Origin of the sequence: Streptomyces sp. NPDC097619 (genome assembly GCF_040302735.1) — a bacterium.
Taxonomy (GTDB): Bacteria; Actinomycetota; Actinomycetes; order Streptomycetales; family Streptomycetaceae; genus Streptomyces.
Genome location: NZ_JBEOSD010000013.1, coordinates 54,929 through 78,714, shown reverse-complemented (window position 1 = coordinate 78,714; position 23,786 = coordinate 54,929). Strand labels below are relative to the sequence as shown.

17 protein-coding genes and 1 tRNA gene are annotated in these 23,786 nt (G+C 74.2%); 2 read left to right on the top strand and 16 right to left on the bottom strand.

The window, feature by feature from the left end:
- Nucleotides 1-178: 178 nt before the first annotated feature.
- The 3 genes from ABTZ17_RS06115 to ABTZ17_RS06105 form a co-directional block, all read right to left on the bottom strand.
- Nucleotides 179-568, bottom strand: coding sequence for a type II toxin-antitoxin system death-on-curing family toxin (locus tag ABTZ17_RS06115; protein WP_352194302.1), 390 nt, complete (start codon nt 566-568; stop codon nt 179-181).
- Nucleotides 565-765, bottom strand: a complete 201-nt coding sequence (locus tag ABTZ17_RS06110; RefSeq protein ID WP_352194301.1) for a ribbon-helix-helix protein, CopG family — start codon at nt 763-765, stop codon at nt 565-567. The genes ABTZ17_RS06115 and ABTZ17_RS06110 overlap by 4 nt, the downstream gene beginning before the upstream one ends.
- Before the next feature lie 113 nt (nt 766-878).
- The gene (locus ABTZ17_RS06105; RefSeq protein ID WP_352194300.1) at nt 879-2,375 is read right to left on the bottom strand and encodes an MFS transporter; all 1,497 of its coding nucleotides are present in this window, start codon (nt 2,373-2,375) and stop codon (nt 879-881) included.
- Between the two features lie 206 nt (nt 2,376-2,581).
- On the opposite strand from ABTZ17_RS06105, the gene ABTZ17_RS06100 reads away from it, so the two are divergent.
- Nucleotides 2,582-2,653: transfer RNA gene (locus ABTZ17_RS06100), tRNA-Cys, on the top strand.
- Nucleotides 2,654-3,393: 740 nt separating this feature from the next.
- Here the strand turns inward: ABTZ17_RS06100 and ABTZ17_RS06095 are convergent.
- The 8 genes from ABTZ17_RS06095 to ABTZ17_RS06060 form a co-directional block, all read right to left on the bottom strand.
- Nucleotides 3,394-5,709, bottom strand: a complete 2,316-nt coding sequence (locus ABTZ17_RS06095) for a hypothetical protein (RefSeq protein ID WP_352194299.1) — start codon at nt 5,707-5,709, stop codon at nt 3,394-3,396.
- Nucleotides 5,710-5,718: 9 nt separating this feature from the next.
- Nucleotides 5,719-6,102: a hypothetical protein gene (locus tag ABTZ17_RS06090; RefSeq protein ID WP_352194298.1), complete on the bottom strand. Its 384-nt coding sequence runs from the start codon at nt 6,100-6,102 to the stop codon at nt 5,719-5,721.
- A 479-nt stretch (nt 6,103-6,581) separates the two neighbouring features.
- Nucleotides 6,582-8,945, bottom strand: a complete 2,364-nt coding sequence (locus tag ABTZ17_RS06085) for a xanthine dehydrogenase family protein molybdopterin-binding subunit (protein ID WP_352194297.1) — start codon at nt 8,943-8,945, stop codon at nt 6,582-6,584.
- Nucleotides 8,942-11,599: a 2Fe-2S iron-sulfur cluster-binding protein gene (locus ABTZ17_RS06080; protein ID WP_352194296.1), complete on the bottom strand. Its 2,658-nt coding sequence runs from the start codon at nt 11,597-11,599 to the stop codon at nt 8,942-8,944. Before ABTZ17_RS06080 ends, ABTZ17_RS06085 begins: the two co-directional genes overlap by 4 nt.
- Entirely contained in the window at nt 11,596-12,471 is an 876-nt protein-coding gene (locus ABTZ17_RS06075; RefSeq protein ID WP_352194295.1) for an FAD binding domain-containing protein, read from the bottom strand. The genes ABTZ17_RS06080 and ABTZ17_RS06075 overlap by 4 nt, the downstream gene beginning before the upstream one ends.
- Before the next feature lie 317 nt (nt 12,472-12,788).
- On the bottom strand, nt 12,789-14,447 hold the full coding sequence (locus tag ABTZ17_RS06070) for a beta-N-acetylhexosaminidase (RefSeq protein WP_352194294.1): 1,659 nt from the start codon (nt 14,445-14,447) through the stop codon (nt 12,789-12,791).
- Between the two features lie 253 nt (nt 14,448-14,700).
- Entirely contained in the window at nt 14,701-14,991 is a 291-nt protein-coding gene (locus tag ABTZ17_RS06065; protein ID WP_352194293.1) for a DUF3039 domain-containing protein, read from the bottom strand.
- 29 nt (nt 14,992-15,020) lie between these two features.
- A complete protein-coding gene (locus ABTZ17_RS06060; protein ID WP_352194292.1) occupies nt 15,021-15,581 on the bottom strand; it encodes a YqgE/AlgH family protein in 561 nt (186 codons plus the stop codon).
- A gap of 251 nt (nt 15,582-15,832) precedes the next feature.
- Between ABTZ17_RS06060 and murA the strand changes: the two genes are divergently transcribed.
- Entirely contained in the window at nt 15,833-17,179 is a 1,347-nt protein-coding gene (gene murA / locus ABTZ17_RS06055; protein ID WP_352194291.1) for a UDP-N-acetylglucosamine 1-carboxyvinyltransferase, read from the top strand.
- Nucleotides 17,180-17,341: 162 nt separating this feature from the next.
- Here murA and ABTZ17_RS06050 read toward each other — a convergent pair whose 3' ends face one another.
- The 5 genes from ABTZ17_RS06050 to ABTZ17_RS06030 all read right to left on the bottom strand — a co-directional run bounded on the left by ABTZ17_RS06050 (nt 17,342) and on the right by ABTZ17_RS06030 (nt 23,741).
- The gene (locus tag ABTZ17_RS06050; protein ID WP_030875040.1) at nt 17,342-17,623 is read right to left on the bottom strand and encodes an HU family DNA-binding protein; all 282 of its coding nucleotides are present in this window, start codon (nt 17,621-17,623) and stop codon (nt 17,342-17,344) included.
- Nucleotides 17,624-17,933: 310 nt separating this feature from the next.
- Nucleotides 17,934-19,391 (bottom strand): NAD-dependent malic enzyme, encoded by a 1,458-nt coding sequence (locus tag ABTZ17_RS06045; protein ID WP_352194290.1) that lies wholly within the window; start codon nt 19,389-19,391, stop codon nt 17,934-17,936.
- Between the two features lie 519 nt (nt 19,392-19,910).
- Complete coding sequence (locus ABTZ17_RS06040) at nt 19,911-22,238, bottom strand: HelD family protein (protein WP_352194289.1); 2,328 nt, start codon at nt 22,236-22,238, stop codon at nt 19,911-19,913.
- 151 nt (nt 22,239-22,389) lie between these two features.
- Nucleotides 22,390-22,998, bottom strand: coding sequence for a CGNR zinc finger domain-containing protein (locus tag ABTZ17_RS06035; protein WP_352194288.1), 609 nt, complete (start codon nt 22,996-22,998; stop codon nt 22,390-22,392).
- A 167-nt stretch (nt 22,999-23,165) separates the two neighbouring features.
- Nucleotides 23,166-23,741, bottom strand: coding sequence for a GNAT family N-acetyltransferase (locus ABTZ17_RS06030; RefSeq protein WP_352194287.1), 576 nt, complete (start codon nt 23,739-23,741; stop codon nt 23,166-23,168).
- Nucleotides 23,742-23,786: the final 45 nt, after the last annotated feature.

The window sequence follows — 23,786 nt, the reverse complement described above, 5'->3', positions numbered from 1 at the left end:
TCTCCGGTTCGGGTCTCGCGGCGTACGGGGTACGGGGTGCGGATCTCCCGCCGTACGGCGCCCCGCTGCGCTCCGGGCCCGGGCTGCCGCCGTACGTAGGACAACCGTGCCACCTTACCGGGCCCCACCCGGAGCGACGCGAGCCACGAGCCCCTGACCTCGCGACGTGCGTCGAGCGTCACACCGGCGGGGCGACGAGGACTCGGAGACCGTGGGCGATGTCCTTCACGTCATCCTGCTCGCCGGTCGCCACGGCGATGACCAGGCGCTCGGCCGCGTCGATGTCGGGGCGCAGGTCGACGCCGTTGACCGAGAGGAACACCATGCACGAGAGCCAGGCCGTGCGCTTGTTGCCGTCGAAGAGCGGGTGGTTCACGGCGAGGGACTGCAAGAGCGCCGCGGCCTTCTCGATGAGGTCCGGGTACGCCTCCTCACCGAATACCGAGGCCGAGGGGCGATGCACGGCAGATTCCAGCAGCCCGATGTCCCGGACGACGATCCGCATGTCGTCGCAGGCCGCCGCGGCGATCTCCAGCACGTCCTCGGCCGTCAGGTAGACACAGCTCACTTCAGCCGCTCCATGAGCTCACTCCACTTCGCCGCCTGCTCCTTGGCCGTCTTGCGGACGATCGCCTGGTGAGCGGTTCTGGCGAGGTAGTCGTCGACGGCGCGCAGCAGTATGGCGTGCATGCTGGTGCCCTCTTCTTCGGCCCGCTGCTTCAGGGCTTCCGTCTGGTCGTCGCGGAGACGCAGGTTCATGGCCATGACGGAATTCTACTTCTAGTGGTACCAATCTGGTACCAGAGATCCTCGGCGGGGAAACCCTGCGGACCGGGCGGCCGCGCCGGCACCTTTCCGGCGGGCGACGGGGCTCGGTGTCACGCCGGCCGGGGGTCCGCCTTGATGCGGGTGGCGACCCAGGCGCCGAGCAGGGCCACCGCGGCCATGGGGAGGAAGACGGACACGAAGGCCGCCGGATGCGAGGCGCCCGCCCCGGTCGCGGCCGCGGCCGCCCCGTGGGCCCCGCCGACCGCCCCGCCGCCGAGCGCCGCGAAGGCCGCGCCGCCGCCCGCGAGCAGGACCACGTTCGCCAGCGCGTCCGAGATCTGCAGGGAGGCCGAGTTCGCACCCGCCTCCTTGGGCGGGGACAGCTTCAGCAGGAGCACGCTGGTCAGGGTCACGGCCAGACCCATCCCGAAGCACCCGGCCGCCCAGGCCACCGCGACCACCCACACCGGGACCGCCTCGATCAGCACCGCCGGCACCACCGCGATGGACACCGCCACCAGCACCATGCCCCAGGCCATCATCCGCTCCCGGTACGCCTCCAGCCGGGGCCGGGCCTGCACCCAGGAACCCAACGCCCAGGTGGCACCGGCACCGGCCAGGCTCAACCCGGCCAGGGTGGGGCTCAGCCCCCGCTGCGTGACCAGCATCAGCGGGATGAAGCTCTCCGCGGCGATGAAGGCACCGCCGGCGAGCCCGCGCAGCAGCACCACGGAGGGCAGACCGGGCGCCGCCCGGTAGGTGCCGCGGGGCATCAGGCTGTTCCCGCCCGTCACCGCCGGCACCAGCAGGGCCAGCCCCGCCAGCACCGGCACCAGCGACAGCCACCGCAGGTCCTGGGCCCCGTACTGGAGCAGGGCCGCGCCCAGCGAGATCCCCAGGGCCAGCCGGATCCGCCGCCGGTCGAACCGCGCGGGCGGCGCCGAGGGGTCCGCCGGACCCGAAGCGGTGCGCCGGATCGCCGGCAGCGCCAGGGCCAGCGGGAAGACCACCAGGGCCGGGATGCCGAGGAACACCCAGCGCCAGCCGATGTGCTCGGTCACGGTGCCGGCCACCAGCGGCCCGACCACCGAGGGCACCACCCAGCAGGCCGCGAAGGCCGCCATGATCGCGGGCCGGAGCCGCTCGTCGTAGGCGCGGCTGACCACCACGTACAGGGCCACGATCACCAACCCGCCACCGAGCCCCTGCACCGCCCGCCCCAGCACGAACACCCACATCGCGGTGGCCGTCCCGGACAGCAGCAGCCCCGCCGCGAAGGAGGCGATCCCCGCCGCGAGCGGGTGCAGCGGCCCCCGACGGTCCGACCACTGCCCGGAGAACACCATGCCGAACAGGCTGGTCGTGAAGTAGGCGGAGAAGGAGAAGGCGTACAGCCCGATCCCGTCCAGCTCCTCGGCGGCGACCGGCATCGCCGTCCCGATCGCGGTGGCCTCGAAGGCGATGAGGAAGACGACCGTGACGATGCCGATGCTCAGGGCCCGGTGCGCGGGCCCGAGGATGCCCCGGGGCGGCCCCTCCGGAGCCGAGGTGCGTATCGGAGCGGTGTCCGCGGAGGGAGTGGCGTCGTTCGGCGTCAGGGCGGTCATGCAGCTCAGGGTAAGGTCCGTTCCCGCTTTGCACCCCTGTCGTGCGGCGGATCCCGCCGTGCGGCGATGGTCCTAGGTCCAGCGCCGCATCCGGTCCGGCTCGCGCGGTGTCTGTGAACGGGGCATGGCAGTCGCGTTGCACGGTGCCCGTGGGACTTCCGGGGTGCCGGGCCGGCCCCTAACGTCGTACTCGTCACCACGCACACGGCCGTGTGCCCGAGTGGTTTAGGGACCAGCCTGCAAAGCTGGGCACACCGGTTCGATCCCGGTCACGGCCTCCGAGAAGGTCCCCCCGATTCCGGTCGGGGGGACCTTTCCGTCGCGTCCCGCGACTCGCGCTCCTCGCGCTCGAAAGCGAGCAGCCCCTCGGGCCCCTCCGGAAGCCCGGCCCCACCCTCACACCCGAGCCCCCGAGAAACCGCCGTGGCGGCGGAATGCAGGATGGCCCGGTAGTCCGCCGCCACCGCCTCCGTCCCGGCCCTCCCGAGCCGCGTCGAGGCGTGGTCGCTCAAGCTGACTGCCACTCGCAGGGGCACCTTTTCTGTAGACCCCAGGCGACCACTAACGCAGTCGAAGTTGAGACTGGTTCCCGAATCCCACATATGCGGCACCGGACCGGGCTCCATCAAGTAGCCATCCGGGTCGGCATGCCGACTGAACCCTGTGAACATGAGACTCGCGGAAGGCTGCCTTGCCTCGATGCCGCTGCCCTTGACCTGCCCAGAAACGCGGCATTCTGGTTGCGGGCTGTCGGAGATGGCCGGGCCGGATCGGTATGCACTCTCCATCACCCGACTGACGTCCTGAGCACCTGCACCTGCCTCCGCCTCCCTGAGCACGAAGCGGTTGGATGCGAGAAGTCGCTCCAATGCCCTTGCTCCTTCACCGACGAAGAGCCCCCGGCAGGCATCCTCTGCTACCAAATAAACCGGCGCCGGATGCGGCCGCCTCTCCGGCTGTCGGCTGTCGCATCCGACGGCCACGCAAGCCAATAGCAGCGTGCACACCAGAGCAGTCCTCATTTTGGATCCTCCGGCTCGTGACCCTGCTGAGTTGCCCGTGAATTTCCCACTTGATATCCACCGCGCATGGACTCGATCAGGTCGTTTCCAAACGTACTGGCCCCGTCGACACCATGCCTGCGCATGAACTCGTTCATGGGCGCCTCAGCACTCATTTCCCCGGCTTGATACACGCGCTTCGTGGATACGTGCGTGTCGGATTCCGTGCGAGATTTATGGTCCTCAACGGCTTGGTCCGTCCACCCTCCAAGAACGGCCGAGGCAGCCTCCTCTACGGCACCACCTCCCACGTCAGCGGCCAGTGGCACGAGCACTGCACCAGCCCCGGCGGCAGCTGCCGTAACGGGCAAACAGGCAACACCGGCTCCCACCACAGCTGCTGTCCCGAACTCGATCCATTGGCTGCGACGCTCCTGAGCCTTCTCGTAATCCTCGTGTTTCGCCTCGCCGTCAGCGCGGACTTGATTCGCCCGAGACTCGTCCAGTAGCCCCTGAACCTCCGCTGTGGTGCGAATCGCGATACGAGCCCGCCCCTCGTCGATCCGGCCATCGTGGAATCCGTGCGTCTCCATGACGCTCGCGCCGTAAACACGATTGGCCGTGGTCACCGATGCGTAGGCATCCGGATGCTGGCCCAACGCCGTCAGGAAGTCACGGACCTGGTCCCGCTCCAGCTTCACTCGGCCTTCTCGTTCCTGCGGAGTGGGCCCGAAAACACCTTCACCAGCACGGTTCGCGACCGCCCTTGCCAGGTCATCCGTGTGGCCTGCGGCCATCCTCCCCAGGCTGTCCGCGAGCGGTTCCTGCGCTCTTAGAAGGGCTGGGTCGCCGCCCCACTTCACAACAACCTCTCGCATGATCCCGGCGCCCTGCTCCGTGCGGTGCAGTACCGGGTTGGGGGCGTCCCAGGCGTGGCCCAGGGTGGCGGCTTCCAGGGCGTGGCCCAGGGCGTCGGGGAGGTGGGCGCGGGCGTGTTCGCGTTCCTCCGGGTCGGCGCTCTCGGTGTCGGGGAGGCCCGGCACCTCGGCGCGCGCGAAGTAGTCGAGGTAGGAGGTGAGGGGCCGCCCGTCCGCGTCCGTGCCGAGCTCGACCGGCGGGTTCTCCGGGTCGAAGAAGGCGCGCGCCGCCTCGGGGCTGTGCCCCAACGCCTCCAGGACGCTCACCACCGGGTCGTATCCGGATCCCCCCTGCCCCGAGGGGTTGAGGAGGTGGCGGGCGCGCCCGCCGAGCGGTGGGCGGGAGCCGCCGAAGAAGTGCGGGTCGGCGGCGTGGATCCGGACGACGTCCTCGGCGACGGGCACCAGGAAGCGCCGGTCGTAGTCGCCGTGGCGGAGGATGCCGCCGAGGAGCTGGTACCCGTAGGGCGGGCTCGGGTCGTAGCGGCCGAGCGGGATCCGTTCGGTGCCGAGGCGGCGCAGTTCCGCGGCGTATTCGGCGCCGAGGTGGACCCGGTGGTCGGGGTCGGTGGCGGTGGCGAGGCTGAGGCCCAGGTAGCGCTGGAGGTCGCGGGCCGCGTCGAGGCGGGCCGGGTCGGGCTCTCCGTAGGAGTACGCGTCGCGGGCCATCCGCCCGTAGAACTCCAGCGCGCCGCGGGGTCCGAGGCCCTCGTAGAAGCGGGTGGTGAACTCCGGGGAGGCGTGGTTGTCGGCGAGGAGTTCGTCGAGGGCGGCGAGTTCGGCGGTGGTGAGGGCGGGGCCCTTGCGGGCGAGGAGGAGCGCCTGGTGGGCCTCTTCCGCGTCGAGGCTGCCGAAGCGGGCCGGGCTGAAGCCGTGCGGCTGGTCGGTGGCGTCGGCGCGGAGGGCCCGGGCGAGGGACCGGTCGGCCTCGTCGCAGCTTTCCAGGACGGCGGCGATCCTCGCCTGGAGGGCGGCGACGGCCGCGTCCTCGCGGCGGACCAGGGCCGCGTAGTCGGGTTCGCGGTGGGCCTCGGGGTGGCCGCGCAGCGGGTCGGCGGGGCGGACCCGGCCGGTGTCGGGGTCGACGACGAGGCGTCGGGCGGGGGCCTCGGTGCTGACGATGGCCCGCAGGGCCCGCTGGGCGTGGCGGAAGGCGTCGTGGCCGTCGACGAGGAGGGTGTGGACGCCCCGGGCGGCGGCCGCCGCGTCCGCGAACTCCTTGGCGGTCTTGGCGAGGAAGGGTTGGGTGACCGCGGCGTTGACCCCGCGCCAGTCGGCGGCGCGGGCCCGGGTGACGAGGCTGGTGCGGCTGTCGCCGGCGAGGCGTTCCAGGCGGGCGGCCATGGCTCCCCAGTCGGCGGCGGCGTCCTGGAGGCGGCCGAGCCGGAGTCCGTACACGTCGGCGAACTTCAGCATGGGCGGGCCTCAGTGGAAGTGGGAGTCGATCCGGGCGACGGACAGGCGGGCGACCAGCCCGGATTCCAGGGCGGCGTGCGTGGAGTTGGTGGTGCGCAGATGGTCGCTGACGTGGGCGCAGGCGTCGAGGAGGGTGCGCAGTTGGGTGTTCCAGCGGTCGTGGAGGAGGAGCAGGGCGGGGCCGCTGCGGAATCCGGTGCGGTGCAGGGCGAGGGAGGCGTCGAAGGTGGCGGGGCGGGCGTGGTCGCCGTCGCGGGTGAGGCGCTGGTAGAGGCCGTACGCGGCGCCCCCGACGGCGGCGAGGGCTTCGGCGGGCACGCGGAGGTCGGCGGCGCCGGCGGTGTGGCCGGTCGCGGTGGCGCGGGCTCCGGCCCATTCCTGCTCGAAGGTCATCGGGCTCCTTTGCCGGTCGGTACCGCTCGGCCGCGGGACCGGCGTCCGGGCGGCCGGCCGTGCGGCACCGTACCGTCCGTAGTCCGAGTCTCCGGCCGCCCCGCAGGGGACCGGCCACCCGGACCGCCGCCGGCCCGGCCGGGGTTGCCGTACGGGCTCCGGAGACGGCTCCCGGGAGCCCGTACGGGAACGGCCCGAACTCGATCCCCCGAACGGGTGAGCTCCGCCCCACGGGTCCCTCCCCGGCGCGGTCCCGTCCGGCGTGCCGGCTCGGGCACCCGGGGGCCTGGGAAACGGCGGACCGGGGCACCGAACCGCCGGGCCTCCGACGCACAGAGCCACGAGGCAAGCAACCTCCGGGCCCGCGAGCCACGAACCCCGAGCCCCGAGCCCAACCGAACCTCCGGGCCCCCCGGCCCCCCGGCCCCCCGCGCCAACCGCACCGCGAGCCCGTCGCCCGCCCCGAACGGCGCCTCCGGTCAGCCCTGGGGGGTCGCCACCGGGGGCGGGAGGGGCACCGGGACGGCCACCGCGGCGGAGGGGCGGATGGGGAGGCGGTTGACGGGGCGGCCGGTGGCGGCGCGGACCGCGGAGGCCACCGCGGCGGGCGCGGTCACCACGGGGACGGCGCTGGCCGCCTTCGCCCCGAAGGGGGCCACCACGTCGCGTTCCTCGACGAGCTTCACGATGCGGATGTCCGGCGCGTCCAGGGCGGTGGGCAGGACGTAGCCGGTGAGGTCGGGGTGGCGGACCAGGCCGCCGCCGGTGCGGAGGTTCTCCGTGAGGGCCGCGCCGACGCCCTGGGTGACCCCGGCCTCGATCCGGGCGGCGAGCTGGGCCGGGTTGAGGACCCGGCCGACGTCCTGGGCGACGGCGAGTTCCACCACGCGCACCGCCCCGAGCTCCACGTCCACGTCGACCACGGCGCGGATCGCGCAGAACGCCAGGCCGACGAAGGCGTCGCCCTGACCGGCGGCGTCGAGGGGTTCGGTGGGGTGGGGGCGGCACTGGGCGGTGGCCCACAGCTCCTTGCCCGCGACGGCCTCGGCGACGGTGGTGGAGAAGGCCCCGTCGTAGGAGGTGACGCGGCCGTCCTCGATGCGCAGCAGCTCGGTGGACATGCCGAGCTTGTGGGCCATGGGCTGGAGGAGCTGGGTGCGGACCATCTTGGCGGCCCGTTCCACCGCCCCGGCGGAGACCCAGGTGTGGCGGCCGTGGCCGGCGGGCCCGGCCGGGGGCTGGTCGGTGTCCACGGGCGCGACGAACACCTCGTCGATGCCCAGGACCTCCTGGACGACCTGCCGGGCCAGGGTGGCGAAGCCCTGGCCGGTGTCGACGGCCGCGCAGATCACGGTGGCGGTGCCGTCGTGGACCTTGACCGTGGCCGTGGAGACCTCGTCGGTGCCCTCGGCGCCGAGCATGTGGACCATGCCGACCCCGTAGCCGACACCGCGCCGGACGGCGGAGGGCTCGCCCGCGCCCTCGGGGCCGCCGGGCAGCAGCCAGTCCTCCTCGGGGCTGTCCTTGGGCAGTCCGGGCAGCTCGAAGTCACGGACCGCGCGCAGGAGTTCCGCGACGGGCGCGGGGCAGGTGACGGTCTGGCCGGTGGGCAGCAGGTCGCCGGTGGCGAGGACGTTGCGGAGCCGCAGCTCGGCCCCGTCGAGGCCGAGCCGGGCGGCCAGCTTGTCCATCTGACCCTCGTAGGCGGCGCAGACCTGGAGGGCGCCCTCGCCGCGGACGTGCCCGGACGGCGGGTTGTTGGTGCGGACGGCCCAGCCCTCGACGAAGGCGTGCGGGACCACGTAGGGGCCGCAGGCGAAGGCCACGGCGGCGGCGAGGGATTCCGAGGAGGAGTCGGCGTACGGGCCGGCGTCCATCAGGATCTGCGCCTCGACCTTGACCAGCCGGCCCTCGGCGTCGGCGTGGTGGCGGTAGCGGAGCAGGGTGGGGTGGCGGTGGGCGTGCCCGAGGAAGGACTCCTCGCGGGTGGCGGCGAGTTTGACGGGGCACCCGGTGCGCAGGGCGAGCAGACCGAGCGGCAGTTGGAACCCGGCGTCCTCGCGGTCGCCGGTGGCTCCGGGCACGCCGGTGACGACGACCTTGACGCGTTCCGGTTCCAGGCCGAAGCAGGCGGCGGCGAGGTCGCGGTCGGTGTGCGGGTCGGTGGAGGCGGTGTAGATCTCCACGCCGCCGTCGGGGCGGGGCACGGCGAGGCCGGCCTCGGCGCCGATGGGGGCGGGGTCCTGGCGGCCGATCCGGTACAGGCCCTCCACGACGACCTCGCCGGTCGCCTCCGGGTCCCCGAAGGCGAGCGGGATGTGCCGGATCAGGTTGCCGTCGGGGTGCAGGGGCGGGGCGCCGAAGGACTGCTCGGGATCGGTGACGGCGTCGAGGAGTTCGTACTCGACGGTGATCGCGGCCGCGGCGAGGCGGGCGGTGTCGGGGTGGTCGGCGGCGACGGCGGCGATGGGTTCGCCGTGGTGGCGGACCACCTCGTGGGCGAAGACGGGCCGGTCGGCGAAGCGGCGGCCGTGGGTGGTGGCCCCGGGGACGTCGGCGTGGGTGACGACGGCGCGGACCCCGGGCATCCGGGCGGCGGCCGTGGTGTCCACGGACAGGATCCGGGCGTGGGCGTGCGGGGAGCGCAGGACGGCCGCCCACAGCAGGCCCTCGGCCCACAGGTCGGAGGCGTACGGGAAGGTGCCCTCGGTCTTGGCGCGGAGCCCGTCGGCGGGCACGGAGACGCCGAGGCCGCGCGGGGCGCCCTCGGGTCCGTCGGGTGCGGGCCCGACCGGGTCGGCGACTGCCGCCGCGGCGGTCGCGGTGGCGGCGTCCTGGGTCACGCCGTGCCTCCCATGCCGGTGCCTCCGTGGTCGTGGTGCAGGCCGTCCCGGTGGCCGCCCTGGCCACCGTGGGACCCGTCGGGCCGGTGGCCGTCGGGATGGATGCCTTCGGTGTGGACGCTTCCCTCGCCGGGGAGGGCCTGGTGCGGGATGCGGGCCTCGTCCCGGTCCGTACCGTCCTCCTGCTCGGCGGCGGCCGCCTCGCGCCCCTCCACGACCTGGCGGACGGCGTCCAGCACGCCCCGGTAGCCGGAACAGCGGCAGAGGTTGCCGCAGAGGGCCTGCCGGGTCTCCCGCTCGGTGGGGGCGTGGTTGCCCTCCAGCAGGTCGTGGATGGTCATGGCCATCCCGGGGATGCAGAAGCCGCACTGGACGGCTCCGGAGCCGCAGAGCGCCTTCTGCACGTCGGAGAGTTCGCCGTCCCGGGCGAGCCCTTCCACGGTCCGGACCTCGCTGCCCGCGGCGGTGGCGGCGGGCACCAGGCAGGAGGCGACGAGCCGCCCGTCCACCTGCACGGCGCAGGCCCCGCACTCCCCCTGGGAGCAGCCGTCCTTGGCTCCGGCGAGCCCGAGGCGCTCCCGCAGGACGTAGAGCAGCGACTCGCCGATCCAGGCCCCGGTGACGGGCCGGTCGGCGCCGTTCACCCGGAGCACGTACGAGGCGTACGGGTGCTCGGTGTGCGGCGGCGCGACGGCCTCGTCACCGGCCTCCCCGAGCGCCCCGATGTCGGTGCCGGCTTCGGCGCCCGCATCGGTGACGGCGTCGCCGTGGATGCCGTCGAAGGTCCCGGTGTCGGTCGCGGCGACAGGGGTGGGGGCGGCCTCCGCCGGACCGTCCGCGGCGGCCTCGCCGGCCCCCTCCGCGAGCGCTCCGGCCGGGACGGCCTCCACCGCCGTACCCGCGTCGCCGGACGGGGCGGACGTGCCGGACGCGGCGGGATCGCCGGCAGCCGCGTCCGCCGGGGCGGTGGGGGCGGCCGGGTCGACGTCCGTCGCGGCATGAACCTCAGCGGCGGGCTCCCCGAGGTCTTCGGGCCCCTGGTACGGGTGGGGGGGCTCGACATGGCCACCGAGCTCGGCGTGCTCGACCTGCTCCGGGTGACCACCCTGGTCGCCCTGCTCCGCGCGTTCGACGTGCTCGGCGTGCTCGACCCGCTCCGGGTGGCCGAGCTGGTCGGCGGCGGGAGCCTCCGCGGTCTCCTGTCCGAACCAGTCCACCGGCTCCGAGGCCGCGGGCAGGGCGTCGGCCGGGTCCACCGTGCCGACCGGGCCCGCCGGGGCCACCGGCTCCACGGGCTCGTAGGCGTACCGGATCCCGTGACCCTGCGTGCTGCCCGGTCCCGTCGCCGGAGGCTCGGGCTCGGGGCCCCCGCTACGCGCGTACCCCTGGGCATCGTCGGGGTACGGGTCGGTCTCCGAACTCCCGTCCACGGCGGGCGCGTCGGGCAACGGGGCCCACCCGGCGTGACCGTCCGCGGCCGGGGCGGTGCGGACGTAGGCGGCGGTGCCCGCGGCCGGGTCGGGGGCGGCGGGGGTCCCGTAGGGCTGCGGGTAGCCGTAGCCGCCGACGGCCTCCGGGTGGATCCCGGCGGCCCCGTCGGCACCCGGGTCCGCGGCGGCCGGGTCCCCGGCCTCCGGGTGGGCGCCGGACGGCTGCCCGGGGGCTCCGCCCTGCGGACCGGCCCCGTCGGCGGGGTGCCCGGTGAGCGGCGCTTCCGGCCCGGGGGCGGAGGGCGCGGGCGGGGCGGCGGCCGCGAGGGCCTCGGCGGCCGCGGCGAGGTCGGGGAAGGCGCCGGTGCGGGCGTAGGTGCCGGTGTAGTCGGCGGGCGGGGAGACGTAGCCGCGGACCCCGTCGAACTCGGGCTCGGCGGCCGGCTCCGGGGCGGCGTCCGGGCCGGGGCCGCCGGGGTGGTCCGCGAGGTCCGCGCGGGCGGCCTCGGAGTCGGCGGCCAGGGCCTCGGCCCAGGGGGCGGAGGCGCCGCCGGGGAGCGTGGCGGGGGCCTGGTGGGCCCATTCGGGGCGCAGGGTGGTCCGGGTGTACTCCCCGGACTCCTCGGGCAGGTCCCCGTCCGCGACGGGCACCGACCACTGTCCGGTCAGCGCCGGATCGTCGTGCCCGGCGTGGGGGTGGTGCGGGTCGTGACCGCCCTGGGTCTCGTGACCGCCCTGGGTCTCGTGCGCGGCGTAGCCGTCCTGCGGGCCGTAGCCGTCCTGGGGGCCGTAGCCGTCGTGGGATCCGTAGGGCTGCGGGTAGCCGTATCCGCCGGTGCCGGCGGCGGGGTCCTGCCGTTCGGCGTCCTGGAAGCGCCATTCGGCGGTGGCGCCCGGGTCGTGGCCGGTCCCGGCGCTGTCCCGGTCGGGTGCGGTCCGGTCCCCGGCGGGGGGCCAGTCCACGGGGAGGGACCAGGTGCCGGTGGCCGAGGGGTCGGTGCTCGCGGTGGCGGTGACGGGCACGATCACGGGGGGCACGTAGCCGTGTCCGGGGGCGGCCAGCGGTTCGCCGGTGCCGGTCGCGCCGAGCATGTCCTCGGGGAGTTTGACGAAGGCCGTGGCGTCGGACTCGTACTCGCCGCCGGGCGGCACCGGCTCCCAGCCCCAGCCGCCCTGCGAGGCGCCCGCTCCGGCGCCGGTGTTCACGTTCTCGTTGCCGCTCATGAGTGCAGGGCCCTTCCCAGAGCTCGCCGGGCCAGTACCGCGACCGTCCGCCGCAGCTGGAGCACCGCGGGCGGGACGGGGTCTCCCTGGTCGGGCACGCAGGCCATGGCCACGTACTCCCCGAAGGCGTCCAGTGCCTCGGGGGCCAGGGCCCGCTCGCCGTCCCAGTCGATGAGTGAGGCCACCCACTGCTCGGCCTCCAGGGGCCGCAGCGGCATCGGGGCGACGGCGCCCACCGCGCAGCGCACGCCCCGGCGCGCGGGGTCGAGGACGAGGCCCACGGAGGCGATCGCGCGCCCGGGGCCGGTGCGTCCGGTGGCCTTGAGGAAGACCTGGGGGGCGTGCAGGAGGGGCACGCGCACGAAGCCGATCAGTTCGCCGGGGGCGAGCATCTCGCGGCCCGCGAGGAGGTGCGAGACGGGCACCTCGCGGCGGGAGCCGCCGGGGCCGACGATCACGAGCACCGCTTCGAGGGCGGCCAGCACGGGCAGGGTGTCACCGGTGGGGGCGGCGGTGGCGATGTTCCCGCCGAGGGTGCCGGCGTTGCGGATCTGCGGGGGGCCCGCGGCGCGGGCGGCGGCGGCGAGGGCCGGGATGAGGGCGGCGAAGTCGGGGCGGCCCATCCGGGCGTGGGTGAGGCCGGCGCCGAGGAGGGCGTGGCCGTCCTGGTACTGCCAGCCGCGGATCTCGCTGATGCGGCCGAGGCCGACGAGCCCGGCGGGGCGCAGCAGTCCGGAGTTGACGGCGGTCATCAGGTCGGTGCCGCCCGCGACCGGCACGGCGGCGGGCATGGCGGCGAGCGCCGCCACGGCCTCGTCGAGCGAGGACGGCAGCGTCACGGACTGCGCCGCCTGCGGTGCGTGCGTGGTCAACCCAGCTGCCCCTTCCCGATGTCCCGGCGCTCTCGCCTGTCCGCCGTACGGTACGTGCTCACCGCCGGGACGTGGCAACTCTGGCACATCTTCCGGGCCGTCCGGACCGAGGGTCGGCCAGGTGAACTTCGCCCCGGACCACACCTTTGATGGCGTTGGCCGGTTTTGACCGCAATGCCGTTTCGGGAACTCTTCGCCGCCCTTCGTCAATGTTCCTGCGGCATGTGCGACTTGCACCTTCGGGGGCGCCCGGGCCCGGTCCGTGCGGTCGCCCCGGGGAGGGGCGGCGGGGCGACCGTACGGGCCGGGCGGCGGGGTCAGCGGACGGGCGGCGGGCCGTCCAGGGGGCGACCGAGGAGTCCGGGGCGGCGCTGCCAGGGCAGCGGGCCGCCGGGGGGCCGGTAGGCCACGCCGAGGGCGTCGAGGCGGGGGTAATGGGCCGTCATGCGGGCTTCGAAGCCCTTCCAGTCGCGTTCCTCGGGGGCGGGCAGCCGGGACCAGACGGTCTCGGCGAAGGCGGCCAGCCGGGGGAACACCTGGTAGTCCACGCGCCGTTGGTCCTCCATCACCTCGGTCCAGACGTTGGCCTGGGCCCCGAGGATCCGCGCGGTGGCCTCCGGGGAGAGGCCGGGGGGCACCGGCTCGAAGCGGTACACGTCCTCCAGGGTGCGGACGTACCCGATGGGCGTCGGCTCCTCGGGGCCGCCGTCCTGACGGTGGTCCAGGTAGACGTGCTGTTCGGGGCACATGACCACGTCGTGTCCCGCCTCGGCGGCGGTGACCCCGCCCGCGTAGCCGCGCCAGGAGGAGACGGCGGCGCCGTCCGCGAGCCCGCCCTCCAGGATCTCGTCCCAGCCGATGAGGCGGCGGCCTCGGGCGGCGAGCCAGCCGTCGAAGTGCCGGATGAACCAGGACTGGAGGCCGTCCTCGTCGCCCACGCCGAGTTCGGCGACGCGGGCGCGGGCTGCGGGGGACTCGCGCCACTGGTCCTTGGGGCATTCGTCGCCGCCGATGTGCACGAAGGGCGAGACCTCCGGCGGGAACAGCTCCAGCACCTCTTCGAGGACCTCCTCGTAGAAGCGCAGGACCTCCTCGGTGGGGGCGAGGACGTGGGGGCTGACGCCCCAGTCGTCCCAGACCTCCACGGGCGCGGCCGCCGGCAGGTCGGTGTTGCCGAGGTGGGGGTAGGCGGCGATGGCGGCCTGGGAGTGGCCGGGCACGTCGATCTCGGGGACGAGGCGGACGTGGCGTTCGGCGGCGTAGGCGACGATCTCGCGGATGTCGTCGTGGGTGTAGAACCCGCCGTGCGGGGTGTCGTTCCAGAGCGGGGAGGCCCGGTGGCCGCGCCGGCTGCGGGGCCGCCAGGCGCCGACCTCCGTGAGCCGGGGGTGCCGCTCGATGTGGAGGCGCCAGCCCTGGTCGTCGGTCAGGTGCAGGTGCAGCACGTTGAGTTTGTGGGCGGCGAGCAGGTCGATCTGGCGGAGGACCGCGTCCTTGGGCAGGAAGTGCCGGGCCACGTCGAGCATCAGGCCGCGCCAGCCGAACCGCGGCCCGTCCTCGATCCGCGCCTCCGGCAGGCTCCAGGCGCGGCCGGGCCGCAGTGGGGCCCGGCGGTACGCCTCGGGCCCGAGGAGTTGACGCAGGGTCTGGGCGGCCCAGAACAGCCCGGCGGGCCCGGCTCCGTCGAGCCGCACTTCTCCCCCGGTGACGTCGAGGCGGTGCCCCTCCGGGCCGAACCGGTCGGCGAGCCCGGTGTCCCCCTGGGTGAGCACGAGGACGGTGCGGCCCGGCTCCCGGGGCGCGCCGGGCTCCCGGGCGGGGAGGTCCCACCCGGTGGCCGCGCCGAGTTCGCGGCGCAGCCAGCGGACGGTGGCGGAGGTGCCGGGCCCCGCGTCGAGGACGGGATCGACGAGGGCGATCCCGGGGCCGGGCCGTTCGGGGAGGGTGACGTGCGCGGGTGCCGGAATCAGATCCATGGGCTCAGCCCTTCACCGGAGGAACGGGACGGAACACCGGATGTTGCGCCCTGCGCAACGACCATTTCATCCAGTGCTCGTCACTGACCCTACCGGCACGCAAAAGACCCCCGGAAGGAACATCCGGGGGTCGGGAACCACACGTCGTGCCCGCGCGCCGCGCACGACGGGGGCCGAGCGCCGACGGGGGCGGCATCGGGCCCCGTCGGCGGTCGAGGCGCGGCGGTCCGGGGGCCGGGCCCCCGGACGTCTCCTACTTGTCCTTGCCGCCGCCCTTGCCGCCCTGCTCGCCGCCGGGCCCCATGGAGTCGTAGATCTCCTTGCACATCGGGCAGACGGGGTACTTCTTCGGGTCCCGGCCCGGGACCCACACCTTGCCGCAGAGCGCGACGACGGGCGTGCCGTCCAGCGCGCTCGCCATGATCTTGTCCTTCTGGACGTAGTGGGCGAAGCGCTCGTGGTCGCCGTCACCGTGGGACACCTGCGGCGTCGGCTCAACGAGGGTCCCGGTGCCAGTGCCGCGGTCGGGCTCAAGAGTGCTCATGTCTGCCAGGGTACTGGCCGGTGCCGGGCTCAGTTGAGCGACGGGTCGTCCGGATAGGTGGCGACCATGGCCAGCTCCCCGCGTTGGCGCCGCAGCACCGCGCGCCAGAGCCGTTCCGGATCCGGCGAGGAGACGTCACCGGGCTCGGAGTCGACCACGTACCAGGCGCCCTCGCCCAGCTCGTCCTCCAACTGCCCGGGGCCCCAGCCCGCGTACCCGGCGAAGATCCGCAGGCTGCCGAGGGTGCCCGCCAGCAGTTCGGGCGGGGTCTCCAGGTCCACCAGCCCGATGGCCCCGTGGATCCGCTGCCAGCCGAGCGGCCCCTCCTCCCCCGGGATGACGGCGACCCCCAGGGCGGAGTCCAGGGAGACGGGTCCGCCCTGGAAGACCACGCCGGGTTCGCCCGCGAAGGCGGCCCAGGGCAGCAGGACGTCCCCGACGCCCACCGGGGTGGGCCGGTTCAGGACCACGCCGAGGGATCCCTCCTCGTCGTGGTCGAGGAGGAACACCACCGCGCGGTCGAAGTTCGGGTCCGCGAGAGCGGGCGTGGCGACCAGCAGTCGCCCTGTGAGCGAGGACACCTCGGCCATGCGGACATGATCCCCCAGATCCGCGCTCCGGGGGGTACGAGCGGCCGGAAACGGGCACGCGCAGCTCAGGGCGCACCGCGGCAGACGGAGCGCGCGCCCGGAGTACAACCCTCCGCTATCCCCCCGGTACGGAGGGTGCTGTGGCAAATTCATGACGTTCCCAGGGGCCCTCGGGTCTGCCAAAGTGCGACCCCACGGCCCTTACCCTTTTCTCTGGCCCCCTGCCCACCCCTCTCCGGAACGCGAGATAAATGACCGGCACAGTCAGTGACGACGTACTGCTTGTCCACGGCGGAACCCCGCTCGAGGGCGAGATCCGGGTCCGCGGCGCGAAGAACCTCGTGCCGAAGGCGATGGTCGCCGCTCTTCTCGGTAGCGAACCGAGCCGCCTGCGCAACGTCCCGGACATCCGTGACGTCCGCGTGGTCCGCGGCCTGCTGCAGCTGCACGGTGTGACGGTGCGCCCCGGCGACGAGCCGGGCGAGCTGGTTCTGGACCCCACGCACGTCGAGAGCGCGAACGTCGCGGACATCGACGCCCACGCGGGCTCCTCGCGCATCCCGATCCTGTTCTGCGGCCCGCTGCTGCACCGGCTCGGCCACGCCTTCATCCCGGGCCTGGGCGGCTGCGACATCGGCGGCCGTCCCATCGACTTCCACTTCGACGTGCTCCGCCAGTTCGGCGCGACCATCGAGAAGCGGGAGGGCGGCCAGTACCTGGAGGCCCCGCAACGCCTTCGCGGCTGCAAGATCCGCCTGCCGTACCCGTCCGTGGGTTCGACCGAGCAGGTGCTGCTGACGGCCGTGCTGGCCGAGGGCGTCACCGAGCTGTCGAACGCGGCTGTGGAGCCGGAGATCGAGGACCTCATCTGCGTGCTGCAGAAGATGGGCGCCATCATCTCCATGGACACCGACCGCACCATCCGGATCACCGGTGTGGAGCGGCTCGGCGGCTACAACCACAAGGCGCTCCCGGACCGCCTGGAGGCGGCTTCCTGGGCTTCCGCGGCCCTGGCCACCGGCGGCAACATCTACGTGCGCGGCGCCCAGCAGCGCTCGATGATGACCTTCCTGAACACGTACCGCAAGGTCGGCGGCGCCTTCGAGATCGACGACGACGGCATCCGCTTCTGGCACCCGGGCGGCCCGCTCAACGCCATCGCCCTGGAGACGGACGTCCACCCCGGCTTCCAGACCGACTGGCAGCAGCCGCTGGTGGTGGCGCTGACCCAGGCGTCCGGGCTCTCCATCGTCCACGAGACGGTCTACGAGTCCCGGCTGGGCTTCACCTCCGCGCTGAACCAGATGGGCGCGCACATCCAGCTGTACCGCGAGTGCCTGGGCGGCTCCGCCTGCCGCTTCGGCCAGCGCAACTTCCTGCACTCGGCGGTCGTCTCCGGCCCCACCAAGCTGCAGGGCGCCGACCTGGTCATCCCCGACCTGCGCGGCGGGTTCTCGTACCTGATCGCGGCGCTGGCGGCCGAGGGCACCTCGCGGGTCCACGGCATCGACCTGATCAACCGCGGCTACGAGAACTTCATGGAGAAGCTCGTCGAGCTCGGCGCCAAGGTCGAGCTGCCGAACGGCGAACTGGTCTGAGGCTCCGGCCGCCGTCCGGGGCCCCCGCAAGGGCCCTGGACGGCCGCTGAGCGGCCACACGGCACGCACGGCACGCACAAGGGCGGCCACCCCACGGGGTGGCCGCCCTTCGCGTCTTACGTACCACTGGCCGCGTGCGGCGGCCGGCAGCCGTACAAGGACTTACTTGCCCTTGGCGGCTTCCTTGAGCTTGGAGCCCGCGGAGACCTTCACGCTGTAGCCGGCCGGGATCTGGATGGGGTCGCCGGTCTGCGGGTTACGCGCGGTGCGAGCGGCACGGTGGGTGCGCTCGAAGGTCAGGAAGCCGGGGATGGTGACCTTCTCGTCGCCCTTGGCGACGACCTCACCGATGGTCTCGGCGAGGGCGGCCAGAACGGCGTCGGCGTCCTTGCGGGTCACCTCGGCGCGCTCGGACAGAGCGGCCACCAGCTCACTGCGGTTCATGTTGTACTCCCGTGTTCAACTTGCCTTTGAGGCGTGAGATCGAAGCCGATGCTGCCAGGGCCCTAGGACAGGTCCCGGACCCGGGTCTGAACGTCAGACCCTCGCGCCCGGTTACGCATCCTGCCCCCACCAGCGGCGGGAAAGCCAATCCGGCACCCGCCAGGGTCACACGAAAAGCGCCACCGTCACGCCCCGGTGACGCTCCGTCCGCACCTCGGGGAAGACCCGGGACGCGGGCCGCGGACCTCGCGGGCATCCCCGCAACCCTAGAGGCGGTCCGGCGGACCCGCATCCCGCGACGCGCCGGGCGTCAGGCGGACGTGGGGCCCGTCACAGCGGCTTCGGCGGCGGCTTCGGCAGCCGCGGCGGCCGCCTTCGCGGCGGTCCGGACGGCACCCGCGACCGCTCCGGCCACCTTGTCGTTGAACACCGAAGGGATGATGTAGTTCGGGTTCAGCTCGCCCTCGGTCACCACGTCCGCCAGCGCGGTCGCGGCGGCCAGCATCATGTCCGTGTTCACCGTCCGGGACTGCGCGTCCAGGAGGCCGCGGAAGACGCCCGGGAAGACCAGCACGTTGTTGATCTGGTTCGGGAAGTCCGAGCGGCCGGTGGCCACCACGGCGGCCGTCTGACGGGCCACCGCCGGGTCCACCTCGGGGTCCGGGTTCGCGAGCGCGAAGACGATGGCGCCCTCCGCCATGGCCGCCACGTCGTCCCCGTTGAGGACGTTCGGGGCCGAGACGCCGATGAACACGTCGGCGCCGACCACGGCCTCCTTCAACGTGCCCGTGTAGCCCTCGGGGTTGGTGTTGTCCGCGATCCATCGCAGCGGCGAATCGGCGTCGGCGTCGACCAGGTCGGCGCGGCCCGCGTGCACCACGCCGTGGATGTCGTTCACGACCGCGTTCTTCACACCGGCCGCCATGAGCAGCTTCAGGATGGCCGTACCGGCCGCACCCGCGCCGGACATGACCACCTTCACGTCCCCGATGGCCTTGCCCACCACGCGCAGGGCGTTGGTGAGGGCGGCGAGGACGACGATGGCGGTGCCGTGCTGGTCGTCGTGGAAAACGGGGATGTCCAGGGCCTCGCGCAGGCGGGCCTCGATCTCGAAGCAGCGCGGGGCGGAGATGTCCTCCAGGTTGATGCCGGCGAAGCCCGGGGCGATGGCCTTGACGATCGCCACGATCTCGTCGGAGTCCTGGGTGTCCAGGCAGATCGGCCAGGCGTCGATGCCCGCGAACCGCTTGAACAGGGCCGCCTTGCCCTCCATCACGGGCAGCGCGGCCTTCGGGCCGATGTTGCCCAGGCCGAGCACGGCGGAGCCGTCGGTGACCACGGCGACGGAGTTGCGCTTGATGGTGAGGCGGCGGGCGTCCTCGGGGTTCTCGGCGATCGCCATGCACACGCGGGCCACGCCCGGGGTGTAGATCATCGAGAGGTCGTCACGGTTGCGGATGGGGTGCTTGGACGCCATCTCGATCTTGCCGCCGAGGTGCATGAGGAAGGTACGGTCCGACACCTTGCCCAGCACGACGCCCTCGATGCCGCGGAGCTGCTCGACGATCTCGTCGGCGTGCGCGGTGGACGTGGCCGCGATGGTGACGTCGATCCGGAGCTTCTCGTGACCGGAAGCGGTCACGTCGAGGCCGGTGACCGAACCCCCGGAGGACTCCACGGCGGTGGTGAGCTGGGAGACCGCGGTTCCGCTCGCGGGCACCTCCAGGCGGACCGTCATCGAGTACGAGACGCTGGGCGCCGTTGCCATGGCCGTGTTCCTCATTTCCTTGCTTCGCTGCGCACGCCCCCCTGACACCGCGCTCGCGCGGCAGGACGTGTTGTCCGATCGTCCCACCTACCTGCCAGTAGCAGGTAACTAGCCACGAATTTCGGAAGAACTCTTCCACCATACGAGAAACGTGCCCGCCGGTGGAAGCCCTCCCGGGGTAAAGGGCAGCCCCGGAGACGCGGGAGCCGACCGGCGGAGGCGCCGACGGCGACCCCCGGAACGCCAAGAGGTCCGTTGCCCGGAGGACACGGACCTCTTGCGAAGCTACGACACCGACCCGCCATGCTCGCCTCGCGGCAAGTGGTCGCTCTGAGCGACGAAGGTTGGGCCCGGGGGCTTGGATCGAGCCGGTGTCGAAACCAGGCTAACAAAGGTTCGCCGAAAGTGATCCCCCTACGTGCGGAAGCTCCGCGCGCCGGCCGGTCGGACCGGCGACTCCGCCAGGTCCGGGGCCCGGAGCCGCCCCCGGCCGGGGGCGGGGGCGGCTCCGGCCGCGGCTCAGCCGCGCAACAGCTCCGGCACCCCGTCCCCGTCGGGCGCGTCGCCGCCGGCGGCCACGACGGTCAGCTGCTGGGTGGCCCGGGTCAGGGCCACGTACAGCACCCGCAGCCCCGCCGGGGACTCGTCGGCGAGCTCCCGGGGGGAGACCACCACCGTGGCGTCGTACTCCAGGCCCTTGGCCTCCAGGCTGCCCAGGGCCACCGCGCGCTCCCCCAGGCCCGCCAGCCAGCCCGCGGCCTCCTCGCGGCGGTCCATGGCCACGACCACGCCCACGGTGCCGTCCACCTGCTCCAGCAGCCGGGCCGTCTCCTCTCGGACGGTGGCGCCGAGCTCCGGCCCGGCCACGGCGAACCGCGGCTCCAGGCCGGTGGAGCGCACCGCGCGCGGGGACTCGGCCCCCGGCATGGCCAGGGCCAGCACCTTCGCGGCCAGCGCGGCCACCTCGGCGGGGTTGCGGTAGTTCACGGTCAGCGTGAACCGGCGGCGCGGCCGGGTGCCCAGGGCCTCGTCCCGGGCGGCCGCGGCCTCCTCGGGGTCGGTCCAGGAGGACTGCGCCGGGTCGCCCACCACGGTCCAGGTGCCGTGCCGGCCGCGGCGGCCGACCATCCGCCACTGCATCGGGGTGAGGTCCTGGGCCTCGTCCACGATCACGTGCGCGTACTCGGTGCGCTCCGCCGCCAGCCGCTCGGCCCGCTCCCGCTGGGTCTCCTCGCGCTGGGGCATCAGCTCCTCCAGCCCGCTCAGCTGGTCCAGCGGGTCCATCTCGCGCTTGCGGCGGGGCCGGGCGGGCGCCCCGAGCAGGCCCTGGAGCTCGTCCAGGAGGGCCACGTCGTGCACCGACAGCGGGCCCTGACCGGCCGGTCCCACCCGGCGCAGCGACCGGGCCAGCCGGCGGGTCTCGCGCGGGTTGAGGATCCGGCGGCTCCAACGGCCCAGCCGCCGTTCGTCGGCCATGGCGGCGAGCACCCCGCGCGGGGTGAGTTCGGGCCACCAGGCGTTGAGGAAGTCGAGGAAGACGTCCTCGGTGGAGATGTCCTCGTCGAAGGCCGAGCGCAGCTCCGCCGCCAGCTCCGGGTCGCTGTGCCGGCCCGCCCCGCCGGACTTGGCCCACAGGGCGTCCAGGAGCAGCTTGCGGGCGCGCGGCCGGAGCAGGTTGACCGGGGCGGTGCCGCCGAGCGCGATCTGCCGGATCCGGTCCAGCTCGGCCGCCTCCAGCTCCTGGCGGCGGCCGAAGGCCACCACGCGGAGCAGGTCGGGGGCGGTGCCGGTGGGGCCGCCGAGCTCCAGGGCGCCGCGCACGGCCTTGCGGAGGACCTTGAGCATCCGGGAGGAGCCCTTGATCCGGGCGGTGGCCGGTTCGTCGTAGGCGGTGGCCTCGGCCCCGTCGACCAGGGAGCCCAGGGCGCGGATGGCGACCTGCCCCTCCTCGCCGAGGGAGGGCAGCACGCCCTCGGTGTAGGCGACGAGCAGCGGGGTCGGGGAGACGATCAGGATGCCGCCGGAGTAGCGGCGGCGGTCCTGGTAGAGGAGGTAGGCGGCGCGGTGCAGGGCCACGGCGGTCTTGCCGGTGCCGGGGCCGCCGGAGACCTCCGCGACGGAGGCGGCGGGGGCCCGGATGACCAGGTCCTGTTCGGCCTGGATGGAGGAGACGATGTCGCGCATCGTGTGGGTGCGGGCCCGGCCGAGGGCGGCCATGAGGGCACCGTCGCCGATGACGGGGAGTTCGGCCCCGTCGAGGTGGGCGGTGACCTCGGGGCGCATCAGGTCGTCCTCGACGCCGAGTACCTTGCGGCCCTTGGAGCGGATGACGCGGCGGCGGACCACCCGGCCGGGTTCCTTGGGGGTGGAGCGGTAGAACGGGGCGGCGGCCGGCGCCCGCCAGTCGATGACGAGCGGGGAGTAGTCGGAGTCGAGGACGCCGATGCGGCCGATGTGGAGGGTCTCCTCGATGTCGGCGGTGCGGTCCTCGCGGACGGCGTCGTCGGCGGGCTCCACGGAGGTGTGGGCGCCGTCGGGGCCGCGTTCGCCGTCCTTGCCGCGGAGGAGGTCGATGCGTCCGAAGAGGAAGTCCTCGAACTCGTTGTTGAGCCGGTTGAGGTGGATGCCCGCGCGGAAGACCTGGGCGTCGCGTTCGGCGAGGGCGCCGGGCGTGCCGACCTGCCCGCGCTTGGCCGCGTCGTTCATCAGGAACTCCGCCTCGTGGATCTTCTCCTCCAAGCGGCGGTACACCTGGTCGAGGTGCTTCTGCTCGACCGCGATCTCACGATCGCGGACGGAATCTGCCGTGGTACCGACCGTGTGATCGACGGCATCCTGCGCGGCCACCGGGGCCCCCTTCTGACGTGCGTGGGCGACCGTCAACCGTACGCGACGGCGGGCCGTGCCCGCACCCGCCGTTTCCGGGAAGCCGGGTGGGCCGGGCCCGGTCCGGGGTGTCGTGGCGAGCCGGCCGGGGGTGCGGGGTGCCGGGGGCCGCTCACGCGGGGCGGTCGGCGAGGGTGCGGCGGCGGTGTCGGGCCACCCGTTCGCGGTTGCCGCAGAGCTCGCTGGAGCACCAGAGGCGGCGGTGGCCGCGGGAGGCGTCCAGGTAGAGGCGGGTGCAGCCGTCGCCGGCGCAGGCGCGGAGCAGGGCGCGTTCGGCGGGGTCGGTGAGGAGTTCGACGGCGTCCCGGGCGACGGCGGCGAGCAGGGCTCCGCAGTCGGCCCCGCGGAGCTCGCGGACGAGGGCGCCGTCGGCCCCGCGGACGGCGCACAGTCCGGGGGGTGCCAGGAGGGCCAGGGTGTTGACCCGGGCCAGGGCGGCGGCGGGGAGCCGGGGTGTCGCGGGGCGGGGCGCGGAGCCGGGGGGCGGGGCGGGGAGGGCGGCGCGGACCAGGGGGGCGAGGTCGGCGCGGAGGGCCCGGAAGCGGGGTGGCCAGCCGCCGTCCACGGGGACGGGGCGGCGGGCGGGTCCGGGCGGGAGGAGTCCGGCGCCCAGGAGCCAGCGGTGGAGTTCGGCGGGGCCGGACAGGCGTTCGGGGCCGCCGGTCGCCAGTAGGTCCAGGCAGGTCCGTCCGGAGTCGAACCACAGCCCGTGCGCGTTCATGCCGTCACCGCCTCGCCGGTAGCTCGAAGGGTCTGTGCACACGCCGGAGCGGCGGATCGGGGGCGCCCTGCGGCGCCGGACCCGCCCCCGTCAGAGTGCACCCGGTCGGCCCGGACCGGAACCCCGCCGGGCGGTCCGGATCCGGGCGCGGGGCGGGGCGGCTCCGGTCAGGCGTCGCCGGCGGGCGGGGCGGGGAGCGGGCCGGGCGGGTCGCCGTGGAGGAGCTTCTGGAAGAGCCGGTGGTCCCGCCAGGCGCCGTCGATGTACAGGTAGTTCGGGGCGGTGCCGAAGGGTTCGAAGCCCGACTTCAGCAGGACGCGCTGGGAGGCGTGGTTGTCGAGGAGGGTGCCGGCTTCGAGGCGGTGCAGGCCGAACTCGTCGCGGGCTGCCCGGGTGACCTCGGCGACGGCGGCGGTGGCCAGGCCGCGGCCGCGGTACTCCTCGCCGATCCAGTAGCCCACGCTGGAGGAGCGGAAGGGGCCGAGGACGAGGTTGTTGAGGTTGACGGCCCCGGCGATCCGGCCGTCGGCGGTGTCCTGGAGGACCCAGGGCACGCTGCGGAGGGCGGCGCGGGCTTCGAGGAGCTCCGCGACGCGCAGGCGCTGGCCCTGCTCGGTGTGGAAGTCCGCGGGCCTGGGCGGCTCGTAGGGGGCCAGGTAGTCCAGGTTGCGTACGAGCGCCTCGGCCAGTGGCCGGGCGTCTTCCGGCCGCAGCGGCCGCATCTCCACCCCGTTGACGATCATCGGGCCACCCTACCGGGGCCGTGTGGCGCGGTCCCGGCCCCGGGC